The organism is Phocaeicola sp. GP0067 (genome assembly GCF_031119655.1).
GTDB classification, from domain to species: domain Bacteria; phylum Bacteroidota; class Bacteroidia; order Bacteroidales; family Bacteroidaceae; genus Phocaeicola; species Phocaeicola vulgatus.
The window spans coordinates 21387-32610 of record NZ_JAVHZY010000042.1 but is presented as its reverse complement, the minus strand read 5'-3'; the positions used below and the strand labels follow the sequence as shown (position 1 = coordinate 32610).

At 39.0% G+C, this 11224-nt stretch carries 10 protein-coding genes and 2 tRNA genes; 4 read left to right on the top strand and 8 right to left on the bottom strand.

The window, feature by feature from the left end; genetic code table 11:
* Positions 1 to 73: transfer RNA gene (locus RE317_RS19970), tRNA-Arg, on the top strand.
* Positions 74 to 93: 20 nt separating this feature from the next.
* A tRNA-Arg gene (locus RE317_RS19965) sits at positions 94 to 167 on the top strand.
* A gap of 370 nt (positions 168 to 537) precedes the next feature.
* Here RE317_RS19965 and dapA read toward each other — a convergent pair.
* A complete protein-coding gene (gene dapA / locus RE317_RS19960) occupies positions 538 to 1431 on the bottom strand; it encodes a 4-hydroxy-tetrahydrodipicolinate synthase (protein WP_005842012.1) in 894 nt (297 codons plus the stop codon).
* 101 nt (positions 1432 to 1532) lie between these two features.
* Positions 1533 to 3530 (bottom strand): NAD-dependent DNA ligase LigA, encoded by a 1998-nt coding sequence (ligA, locus tag RE317_RS19955; RefSeq protein ID WP_005852506.1) that lies wholly within the window; start codon positions 3528 to 3530, stop codon positions 1533 to 1535.
* A 98-nt stretch (positions 3531 to 3628) separates the two neighbouring features.
* On the opposite strand from ligA, the gene trmD reads away from it, so the two are divergent.
* Positions 3629 to 4303, top strand: coding sequence for a tRNA (guanosine(37)-N1)-methyltransferase TrmD (trmD, locus tag RE317_RS19950; protein WP_005852508.1), 675 nt, complete (start codon positions 3629 to 3631; stop codon positions 4301 to 4303).
* A gap of 365 nt (positions 4304 to 4668) precedes the next feature.
* Here trmD and RE317_RS19945 read toward each other — a convergent pair whose 3' ends face one another.
* The 5 genes from RE317_RS19945 to RE317_RS19925 form a co-directional block, all read right to left on the bottom strand.
* The gene (locus RE317_RS19945) at positions 4669 to 5580 is read right to left on the bottom strand and encodes a dihydroorotate dehydrogenase (RefSeq protein WP_008668989.1); all 912 of its coding nucleotides are present in this window, start codon (positions 5578 to 5580) and stop codon (positions 4669 to 4671) included.
* On the bottom strand, positions 5568 to 6347 hold the full coding sequence (locus RE317_RS19940; RefSeq protein WP_008781542.1) for a dihydroorotate dehydrogenase electron transfer subunit: 780 nt from the start codon (positions 6345 to 6347) through the stop codon (positions 5568 to 5570). Before RE317_RS19940 ends, RE317_RS19945 begins: the two co-directional genes overlap by 13 nt.
* Before the next feature lie 93 nt (positions 6348 to 6440).
* On the bottom strand, positions 6441 to 6854 hold the full coding sequence (locus RE317_RS19935) for a helix-turn-helix domain-containing protein (protein ID WP_005852511.1): 414 nt from the start codon (positions 6852 to 6854) through the stop codon (positions 6441 to 6443).
* A 1161-nt stretch (positions 6855 to 8015) separates the two neighbouring features.
* Entirely contained in the window at positions 8016 to 9032 is a 1017-nt protein-coding gene (gene holA, locus RE317_RS19930) for a DNA polymerase III subunit delta (RefSeq protein WP_005852515.1), read from the bottom strand.
* An 11-nt stretch (positions 9033 to 9043) separates the two neighbouring features.
* Positions 9044 to 9820 carry an AMP nucleosidase gene (locus RE317_RS19925; protein WP_005842027.1) on the bottom strand — a complete coding sequence of 259 codons (777 nt, stop codon included), beginning with the start codon at positions 9818 to 9820 and terminating at the stop codon, positions 9044 to 9046.
* A gap of 57 nt (positions 9821 to 9877) precedes the next feature.
* Here RE317_RS19925 and RE317_RS19920 point away from each other — a divergent pair, with 57 nt between their 5' ends.
* Positions 9878 to 10327: a type I restriction enzyme HsdR N-terminal domain-containing protein gene (locus tag RE317_RS19920; RefSeq protein WP_005842029.1), complete on the top strand. Its 450-nt coding sequence runs from the start codon at positions 9878 to 9880 to the stop codon at positions 10325 to 10327.
* 100 nt (positions 10328 to 10427) lie between these two features.
* On the opposite strand, the gene RE317_RS19915 is transcribed toward RE317_RS19920, so the two are convergent.
* Complete coding sequence (locus RE317_RS19915) at positions 10428 to 11219, bottom strand: zinc ribbon domain-containing protein (RefSeq protein WP_005842031.1); 792 nt, start codon at positions 11217 to 11219, stop codon at positions 10428 to 10430.
* Between the last annotated feature and the right edge of the window lie 5 nt (positions 11220 to 11224).

Below are 11224 nucleotides of genomic sequence, written 5' to 3'. Positions count from 1 at the left end.
GCCGCGTAGCTCAACTGAATAGAGTAGCTGACTACGGATCAGCCGGTTACAGGTTTGAATCCTGTCGCGGTCACTACTAAAATATTAAACAACGGTCGCGTAGCTCAACTGAATAGAGTAGCTGACTACGGATCAGCCGGTTACAGGTTTGAATCCTGTCGCGATCACAAAAAAGACTATCTGAAAAGATAGTCTTTTTTGTATTTTCTTGAGTCAGTCCAGAATTAGGATGGCTCAGTTTGAAAACGGAGGCTCAGTTTTCAAACTTGGGAGAATTAGTTAGTTAAAACAAGCACTTGTTTTTTAAAGACAAGACGTTTCAAAGGTTACTAACATAATACAGACCGACAGGTTAGTAACGTGTCGGGTAACATGTTACTAATGTATCAGGTGAAAGATTAGTAATGTTATGCGTGAAAGATATAGAATCTTACAGGTATAACATATATATCAAAGAATGAACAGGCAGGCATAAAAAAAGACTGGTGTTTTTTATATGAGAAGCACCAGTCTTATCTAATTAAAAAGATTCCTTTATCAGCATTTTATTTTCAATTCATTCAAAATAGCACGCATCTTTTCAAATGTTGTGATACGAGTCGGTACAAGCGGCAAACGCAATTTGTTTTCAATCAGCCCCATTACATTCAACATAGCCTTCACCCCAGCAGGGTTACCATCTACGAACAACAGGCTGAATAATTCCGTAAACTTATGATGAATAGTCAATGCATTTGCAAAATCACCCTGTAATGCCAAACGGGTCATACGGCTGAATTCACGCGGAAATGCATTACCGATAACCGAAATAACCCCTACAGCACCCAAAGTAATCAAAGGAAATGTAATACCATCATCACCCGAAATCACATCAAAATTAGCCGGTTTATTCTTGATGATATCATCCATCTGAGTAATATTACCCGATGCCTCCTTGATAGCGATAATATTCTTGAAATCACGTGCCAAACGCAAGGTGGTCTCAGCAGTCATGTTCACACCAGTACGTCCCGGCACATTATAAAGAACCACAGGAAGATCCGTTGCTTCAGCAATCGCTTTATAGTGTTGGTAAATACCTTCCTGAGAAGGTTTGTTATAATAAGGTACAGCAACAAGCACGGCATCAACTCCTGTCATATCATCATTTTTCAGCGTTTCCACAACAGCACGGGTACAGTTACTGCTAACCCCCAGCAGAATAGGAATACGTCCATTCACTCTTTCGATTATCAAACGTTTTATCTTGTCTTTTTCTTCTTTAGTCAAAGTTGGGGTTTCAGCCGTGGTTCCCAACACGCATAAAAAGTCTGTTCCATTTTGAAGCTGGTAATCAACCAGACGAAGTAACGCATCATAATCAACGCTGTCATCTTCCTTGAAAGGAGTAATCAACGCTACTCCCATGCCTTTTAATCTTGTCTGTATCATAAATGAATTATAAATTCTTATTTAATAGCCTACAAAAGTACGAATATTTTCTATTTTAGCGATAAAAATCACACTATTTTTACTTTATACTCGCTAAAAAGTCACTCTATCATTTGCAGAAACTCCTCTTCGCTCACAATGGTCACACCCAGTTTCTGCGCTTTCTCCAGTTTACTGGGCCCCATATTGTCACCTGCCAGAATAAAGCTGGTCTTGGACGAAATACTTCCCACATTCTTACCGCCATGCTTTTCAATTAACTCCTTATATTCGTCACGCGAATGATGGGCGAAAACCCCACTGATCACGATAGATTTCCCTGCCAGTTTGTCAGTGTGTTCCGAAGTATCCTCCTCATCGGCTTCCAGTCTCACACCCGCCACACGAAGACGCTCTATAATGTCACGATTCTTCGGATTAGCAAAATACAACAAGATACTCTGCGCTATTTTTTCTCCGATTTCATCGACATGAATCAAATTATCCAAACTCGCGTCTGCCAAAGCATCCATCGACTTAAAGGATTTTGCCACCTTCTTCGCCACAGTTTCACCCACAAAACGGATGCCCAATGCAAAGAGTACCCTTTCGAACGGCACTTCTTTGGACTGCTCTATACCTTTTATTATATTCTCGGCAGATTTTTCTCCCATACGTTCTAGGTTGATGATATCCGATGTTTTTAAAGTATACAGATCGGCAACATCACGTATCAATCCTTCCTGGTAAAACTGATCTACCGTTTCCGGACCGAGACCATCAATATTCATAGCTCTACGGCTGATAAAATGTTCTATTTTTCCCTTGATCTGTGGGGGGCAAGCGGCATCATTGGTACAATAATAAGCAGCTTCACCTTCATAGCGTACCAATTTACTGCCACACTCGGGACAATGAGTAATAAACTTTACTTTGTCACCTATCATAATACGGGCGTCTTTGTCCACACCTACAATCTTTGGAATAATCTCACCGCCTTTTTCTACATATACCATATCACCAATATGCAAATCCAACCCTTCTATGATGTCGGCATTATGGAGCGAAGCACGCTTTACCACGGTTCCGGACAACTGTATAGGATCCAGATTGGCCACCGGAGTCACAGCACCTGTTCTCCCCACTTGATAGGTCACCTTGTTCAAGCGGGTAAGTGCCTGTTCGGCTTGAAACTTGTATGCAATGGCCCATCGGGGTGATTTTGCCGTAAAACCCAAATTACGCTGCTGTCGCAAAGAATTCACTTTCAATACTATTCCATCCGTAGCTACAGGCAGATTCTTACGCTCCACATCCCAGTATTTGATAAAATCAAAAACTTCCTGCAATGTTTTGCATTTGCGAGTGAGATCGGAAATTTTAAATCCCCATTTCTCAGCTTCTTTCAGATTTTCATAATGACCGTCGCACGGCAAATTATCTCCAAGTAAATAATAAAGGTAGGCATCCAGCTTGCGAGATGCCACAATAGCAGAATTCTGCAACTTCAATGTTCCCGAAGCCGCGTTGCGGGGATTGGCGAACAACGGTTCTTCGCGGGCTTCCCGTTCTTTGTTCAATTCCTCAAACACCACCCAAGGCATCAAAATCTCCCCACGAATTTCAAATGTTTCAGGATACCCCTTTCCATGCAGCACCAAAGGGATACTGCGGATGGTCTTTACATTGCCTGTCACATCATCTCCCTGCACACCATCGCCACGCGTCACGGCGCGCACTAGTTTTCCGTTCTCATAAGTCAGAGAGATGGAAGTTCCATCATACTTCATTTCACAACAAATTTCAAAATCCTCGTTCAGAGACTTCTTTACCCTGTCATAAAACTCGGTTACTTCCGTTTCCGAATAGGTGTTAGCCAATGAAAGCATAGGATATTTATGTACCACCTGCGTGAAATTTTTGTTTATATCACTTCCCACACGCATACTGGGCGAGTTCTCATCTCTATGTTCCGGATGTTTTTCTTCCAGATCCTGAAGTTCACGCATCAGCTTGTCAAACTCCTGGTCTGTAATCTCAGGCGCATTCAATACATAATAATTATAGTTATGTCGATGAAGCTCCTCGCGCAATTGGTCTATTCTTTCTATTTCTGTCATATATAAAAGGTAGTTTTCCCGCAAAAATAGCTATTTTTTGAATGAAAAACACCTTCCGACAAAGAGGAATTTGCTACTTTTGCAAAAAATAACCGAATATGAGAATAGACATCATTACCGTTTTACCCGAGATGCTGGAAGGCTTCTTTAACTGCTCTATCATGAGCCGTGCGCAGAAAAAAGGAATTGCAGAAATACATATACATAATCTGCGTGATTATGCATACGACCGTTATCGCAAAGTAGACGATTATCCCTTCGGTGGATTTGCCGGTATGGTGATGAAGATTGAACCGATAGACCGATGCATCTCAGCTTTGAAAGCAGAACGCGAGTATGACGAAATAATATTTACATCTCCAGATGGAGAGCAGTTTAACCAGCCGATGGCCAACTCACTTTCACTCGCAAAGAATTTAATCATTCTATGTGGCCATTTTAAGGGTATAGACTATAGAATACGTGAACATTTCATTACGAAAGAAATCAGTATCGGTGATTATGTTTTGACAGGTGGGGAGTTGGCTGCCGCCGTTATTGCCGATGCCGTAGTTCGTATTATTCCCGGGGTCATTTCTGACGAACAATCGGCATTGTCCGATTCTTTTCAAGACAATCTGTTAGCTGCTCCTGTATACACTCGTCCTGCAGAATACAAAGGATGGCAAGTTCCCGATGTGTTGTTATCCGGACACGAGGCAAAGATTAAAGAATGGGAACTTCAGCAGTCATTAGAAAGGACACAGCGGCTAAGACCCGATTTGTTGAAATAAAAAATATATATAAATAATAAAGAGGTAAAAGCCATGTTCGTCATAGGGCTTTTACCTCTTTTCTTTTGCTTATATCATATCCGAAAAGATGTTCTCTCCTTAAGTGTAATCTAAGTTCATCTTCCTTTCCCTTATATATTAATAAAGCTTTTTCAAGTGTTTTTCTACTCCGTTTTTTCAAAAACAAGCCATTTCATCGAAAAAAAATAATTGAAGTTATCATTTTATACCCATGTAACAAGTTGCAACGGCAACCATTTTCATACTCATTCCATCTAGAGAAGGTTATAAAAAAAGCCCTGCAAGAGATGCTTCAATTTATTCATCTACACTCTCGCAGGGCTATAATTTAAAAGATAAAATTTTCAGACTTCCAAAGCGCCTATTATATCTTTTACAGATGTATATCCATGACGTTCCAAATAGTCATTTATTCCTTCTGAAACTTTGACAGTAATAGTTGGATCTATGAAGTTGGCAGTACCTATCTGTATTGCGGTGGCACCTGCTAGCATAAACTCCACAGCATCCTTCCATCCCATGATACCCCCTAGTCCAATGACAGGAATATTTACTGCTTTAGCGACTTGCCATACCATACGCAATGCAATTGGTTTTACCGCTGCACCACTCATGCCGCCGGTAATAGTGGAAAGTACAGGCCTACGCTTTTCAGCATCGACAGCCATCCCCAGCAGGGTATTGATCAGAGATACACTGTCCGCACCGGAGGCCTCGGCTGCACGTGCTATTTCTGTGATGTCTGTCACATTGGGAGATAATTTTACGATCAGCGTCTTTTTATATACATTACGTACAGCTTTTACAACCTCGGAACATCCGCATGCGGAGACCCCGAAGGCCATACCACCCTGCTTTACATTAGGGCATGAAATATTCAATTCTATAGCGGGAATATGATCCAGATCATTGATGATCTCGGCAGTCTTCACATAATCCTCTACAGCAGATCCGGATACATTAACGATCATATTAGTATGAATATCCCTTATCTGCGGATAGATATGTTCAACAAAATAATCCACCCCTTTATTCTGTAACCCTACCGCATTAAGCATCCCCATAGGGGTTTCTGCCATGCGTGGGTAAGGATTACCCTCACGATGATGAAGGGTAGTCCCTTTTACAATGATACCACCAATCTTTTCGAGGTCTACAAAATCCTCAAACTCTTTTCCGTATCCAAAGGTACCCGATGCTGTCATAACCGGGTTACAAAGCTTTAAATCGCCGATATTTACGCTTAAATCTGCCATAATAGTTTCTTTATATTAAATACAGGACCCTCTTTACAAACACACAAATGCCCTTCGTCCGTGTTCTCCACACAGCATAAGCATGCACCGACACCACAAGCCATCCTATTTTCCAGTGAAACCTCACATTCTATTCCATGAGCTTTGGCGTATTTAGCTACCGAAACCATCATGGGTTTTGGACCACAGGTGTATATCATATCAAACCGGTCTGTATGCAAGACGCTATGCTGTGTCACATAACCTTTCTCGCCCATACTTCCATCTTCAGTCGTTGTATACACCTCACCTAATTTCTCAAAATTTTCCAACTGTAACAGGTCTTTGGATGAACGTGCGCCTAGCAGGAAAGCAGGCGTACATCCCATTTTTACCAACTCTGCACCAAGCATCAACATCGGGGCGGTACCCACACCACCGCCAACCAGTAACGGCTTTACCTTTGTCACGTTCCGAGGCATTGTAAATCCATTACCGAGAGGCATCACCACATTAACAATATCTCCTTGTTTCACAGTGGCTAGTTTGCGAGTGCCATCGCCAACTAATTGCACCAGGAACCAAACTTCATTGGTTGTTTTATCCACATAATTAATAGAAATAGGACGGCGGAGAAAAGTAGTATTGGAACCGTCTATACGTATCTCAGCAAACTGGCCCGGCAGCATCTCGGGCAATGGGTTGGCATGAGTCAATTTTATCAGAACATAATTGGCATGCAATTTGATGTTCTGTGTAACCACAAGGTCTAAAATATATTTTTTCATGAAATAAAATTGGGTAAATTCGTTTTCTATGCAAAGATACACGAATTTACCCAAATCTTATTCTGCCAACCGGCATTTTAGTGGATTCCCACCCTAATTTTCAGGTTTGAACGTTTCATAAGTCCCATTATCAAAGAATATTCTTATTTCAGTGATTTTTTTGGCAGGTACTTCCACATACTTAATTTCCTCACGCACAATCTCTTTAGGAGAATAAAGCGGTGTTTTAACCTCATTTTCCTTGCGATATTCCGGAGAAGCCGGACGTTCGGGCGTAAATAATGAATTCTCGTCAAACAAAGAAGGCGTATAATGAATGTTATTGTCTGAATCAACATCCGTTTCCATTTGTCCTTCACCATAGAGTAACCAGTCTAAACTGATATAGTCACACGCCTTGTGTATTTTCATGACGACTTCTAAGCTAGGATTGTTCCTGCCACTAAGAATATGGGAAAGAGAGGAAGGTGAAATTCCAATCTTCTCTGCAAATTGAGCTGCAGTCATATCTTCTTTCTGGATTATTTGAGCGATTCTTTCCTTCATTTACAAAAGTATAAGGCAAAATTTACAGATACAAAAGTAATTAATATAATTCATAAATGCAAATTTACAATGTAGAAATGTATATATTACAAAAGTAAAGAAATGGTGTATTATTGGAAATGAATTAAGATTTACACACGTAAACCACTCCTAAAAACACCATAATTACCACTTTAACTATAAGTATATAAAATACTGATTATCTATAATATACTCACAGCAAAAACAATATATTTACAAACAAACATGACTATATAAGCAAATAAAATGCATACAAGTTATCAATAGCTTTATCAATAAGATGTAAAACTTTGGTTTATAATATATTATTGTAATAAAACAAGGGATAAATAATTATTCATACACATTTATATATGTAACATTCACTCTTGACCACCATCCTGTTTATATTTGTAATATTCACATTAATAAATCTGTAAAACTTATAAAACCTTCTATATTAAGAGCATTTACAGGTGTAATGTTACAAAATTAAATTATAATTATTTCCAAAAGTAAATTTCCTCTGTTTTATGATCCAGCTTGATCCTATGAATATTTTGTTTTCCTATTTTACAAGTCAATGTATTTTTCATGGTAAACCCATCCAAGTTTTAACCTATCTTCGCTTTATGGAATTCATGGATAGTGAGAATCATGGAAGGCACGATAAGAGAACAAAGTATAGATTCAAAATTTTAAAATAGCGTATGGAACTTACAAAAATAAATGGTAGCTTATTTGCTCACTTCATCTGCATTCTTTCACATCCCCATTCTTCTATTCATTTTACTCCGAAAAGGCAAAATACTACCATATTCATGTACTAACGGACATTCTCTTTAAAATACACGATTCTAAGAAGGCGAAAAATACTCTATCAATCTAGTAATAAGCGAGTTAATACTATTTTTCTCATCATCCATCTCTCATCATCTAGAAAAATAGAGAACAAAAGCATAACTTATAGCATTAAATGAGATAATAACAGAAGTATGAATGTAAAATATTATTCTCAATTGAGCCATCAACAGAATTTCTGCTGAGAGAAAGGATAAAAAGAATCCCGACACTTAAAAAATAAAAGCATCGGGATATCGGAATCTTACTTGACCCTGTTAATTAATGAAGAATTTTATATACAAGTTCGCGCAGCAAATCTCCATCTCCCAAAGATGGATTACCCACTCCTTTTGATTTTGCATCACAGTAACGAATCTCACCAATAATTTGCATTACCTTTACTCCGCTATATTTCCTCATAGCAACCATATAGTCTTTAGACTGCCATGATGATTTAAGCCCCAGCTGATTGGCTATACCCTGCTCTGACTTATCAGGAGCATAATATGCAAGCATTAAATTAGAGAAGAAATTAAATAACACAGACAAGGTCATCTGCAAAGGATTTGTTTTGGGATTCTCCTCAAAATATTTTATTATCTGATTAGCCTTGAAAACATCCTTTGCCACCAAAGCATTCCTAAGCTCAAAGTTATTATAATCCTTGCTTATGCCAATGTTACGTTCTATCTGTTCTGGAGTAATCCGCTTTTGTCCTCTTGGAAGTGTGATAATTAATTTTTCCAACTCTCCAGCCATACGGCTTAAATCTGCTCCAACAAATTCCGCCATCATTTCTGAAGCCTTAGGTTCTATTTCTACTGATCTACGTTTCAAGTAAGAAGATATAAACCCAGGAAGCTGGGCATCCTTAATCTTTTTCGATTCGAAAAGGACACCTACTTTCTCTATTTCAGCTGCCAATTTTTTTCTTCTATCCAATGTACCATGTTTATGGCATAACACCAGAATTGTAGAATCCAAAGGTTTTTGGAGATAATAAACAAGCTCTTCAATATTCTTTATATTTTGAGCCTCTTTTACTATTACAACTTGATATTTGGACATCATGGGATAACGCTTGGCTGCATTGATAACAGTCGCGATATCTGTATCAGCCCCATAAACAATAGTCTGATTGAATTCTTTTTCATTTTCATTTAACACCGTTTGTGCTATATACTCAGATATCCGGTCTATATAATAAGACTCTTCACCCATTAGATAATAAACAGGCTTATAGATACGGTTTTTCAGCTCACGGGCTATCTCTTCGTATGTTGTTTCTTTTGCCATACACAGTAAAATTACCAGTCAAATTTTAAGTGCTTGACCGTTTTCTTTTCCTCAATAATCATCTGTAATGAAGCAATACCAATCTCCACATGCTCCTCTACATATTGCTGCGTTACAATACTGTCGCTTTTCTCCGTCTTCACCCCTTCAGGAATCATCGGCTGGTCGGATACCAAAAGTAATGCTCCAGTAGGAATATGATTGTAAAAACCAGTAGTAAACAGCGTAGCCGTTTCCATATCCACACACATGGCACGCGTTTTAAGGAGATACTTTTTAAACTCTTCATCATGCTCCCATATACGGCGGTTGGTAGTATATACCGTTCCAGTCCAATAATCGCGGGCATGGTCGCGAATAGCCGACGAAACGGCACGCTGCAACATAAATGCAGGTAACGCAGGTACCTCAGGCGGATAATAATCATTGGATGTTCCTTCTCCACGAATGGCTGCAATGGGTAGAATCAGATCTCCCAACTTATTTTTCCTATCTATGCCCCCACATTTGCCTAAAAACAAACATGCTTTAGGCTGGATGGCCCCTAGCAAATCCATAATGATGGCAGCATTAGGACTTCCCATGCCAAAATTAATAATAGTGATTCCTTCCGCATGTGCCGAAGTCATATTGGCATCACGTCCTAATACCGGCACATTGAATTTGTCGGCAAAAAGTTCCACATATTTATTGAAATTGGTCAGAAGGATGTATTCTCCGAAATCATTCAAGCTTCTTTTTGTGTAGCGGGGAAGCCAGTTTGCTACAATTTCCTCTTTTGTTTTCATAATCTTTTGTATTTTTGTATCGGTTATTACCGAGTTACACTTATGCAAATTTACTAAATGTTATCATTAAACTTACCATCCTACGAAATTAAAATCGCGGAGCGAAATGGAAAAAATGTTATTTTCGATATGCTTCGCAAGAGATATGTCGCCCTTACTCCGGAAGAATGGGTAAGACAACATTTTGTTCATTATCTGACGGATTATAAAGGATATCCGAAGGGATTACTGGCCAACGAAATACAACTGGACTTAAACGGAACAAAAAAACGTTGTGATACTGTGCTCTACAACAAAGATCTAAGTGCCAAACTGATTGTGGAATACAAAGCTCCACATATAGAAATCACGCAAACAGTATTTGATCAGATAACCAGGTATAACATGGTCCTGAAAGTTGATTATCTGATTGTCAGCAACGGATTGAACCATTACTGCTGCCATATTGATTACAATACAAAAACATACCTTTTTCTACCGGAGATTCCCCATTATTCAGAACTGTAGATATAAAAACATTCTAAGCAACATCTTCTTACAAGATCTTGCTTAGAATGTGATGAAATTCTTTTTCCACAAAGAAAAAGATACTGCTTCAGGAGATATATTATCTCTTGACAGTTTCCAAATGCTGTTCAGCAATCACACCCGCCAATTCAGGGTCAATCATGATGCGACCACAATATTCACATACGATAATTTTCTTACGCATGCGGATATCAAGCTGTTTCTGGGGCGGAATCTTGTTAAAACAACCACCACATGCATCACGCTGAACATATACAATTCCCAATCCATTTCGAGAATTCTTACGGATACGTTTAAATGCCTGCAACAGACGCGGTTCGATAGTTGTCTCCAATACTTTTGCTTTCTCTCTCAGCTTTTCTTCTTCCTGCTTGGTTTCAGAAACAATTTCTTCCAATTCGGATTTCTTCGCTTCCAAGTCCTTCTTTCTTTCATCCAAGTCTTGATTACTGTGCTCAATCTCCTCGCTCTTTGCTTTTTCCGCTGCAATATATTCCTTTATGCGTTTCTCGCAAAGTTCGATTTCCAATGACTGGAATTCAATCTCCTTTGTCAACACATCATATTCACGATTATTACGCACATTATCCTGCTGAGCTTTATATTTTTCAACAGAAGTCTTAGCTGTCTCGATTTCAATTTTCTTAGTTGCAATGTTTGATTTCAACTCCTCGATATCAGCTTTAATTTTCTCGATACGAGTGCTCAAACCGGCAACCTCATCTTCAAGGTCTTGAACTTCAAGAGGAAGTTCCCCTCTCAGAGTCTTAATTTTATCGATTTCAGACAACATGGTTTGCAACTGGTACAAAGCCTTCAGCTTTTCTTCCACTGTTAATTCGCTCGGGTCTTTCTTTGCTTCTCTAGCCATAGTTT

Excerpts from the sequence above, each read along its gene's own strand:
- ligA (WP_005852506.1), bottom strand. The coding sequence starts at position 3,530 with ATGACAGAAATAGAAAGAATAGACCAATTGCGCGAGGAGCTTCATCGA.
- dapA (WP_005842012.1), bottom strand. The coding sequence starts at position 1,431 with ATGATACAGACAAGATTAAAAGGCATGGGAGTAGCGTTGATTACTCCT.
- RE317_RS19935 (WP_005852511.1), bottom strand. The coding sequence starts at position 6,854 with ATGACTGCAGCTCAATTTGCAGAGAAGATTGGAATTTCACCTTCCTCT.
- RE317_RS19915 (WP_005842031.1), bottom strand. The coding sequence starts at position 11,219 with ATGGCTAGAGAAGCAAAGAAAGACCCGAGCGAATTAACAGTGGAAGAA.
- RE317_RS19945 (WP_008668989.1), bottom strand. The coding sequence starts at position 5,580 with ATGGCAGATTTAAGCGTAAATATCGGCGATTTAAAGCTTTGTAACCCG.
- holA (WP_005852515.1), bottom strand. The coding sequence starts at position 9,032 with ATGGCAAAAGAAACAACATACGAAGAGATAGCCCGTGAGCTGAAAAAC.
- trmD (WP_005852508.1), top strand. The coding sequence starts at position 3,629 with ATGAGAATAGACATCATTACCGTTTTACCCGAGATGCTGGAAGGCTTC.
- RE317_RS19925 (WP_005842027.1), bottom strand. The coding sequence starts at position 9,820 with ATGAAAACAAAAGAGGAAATTGTAGCAAACTGGCTTCCCCGCTACACA.
- RE317_RS19920 (WP_005842029.1), top strand. The coding sequence starts at position 9,878 with ATGTTATCATTAAACTTACCATCCTACGAAATTAAAATCGCGGAGCGA.
- RE317_RS19940 (WP_008781542.1), bottom strand. The coding sequence starts at position 6,347 with ATGAAAAAATATATTTTAGACCTTGTGGTTACACAGAACATCAAATTG.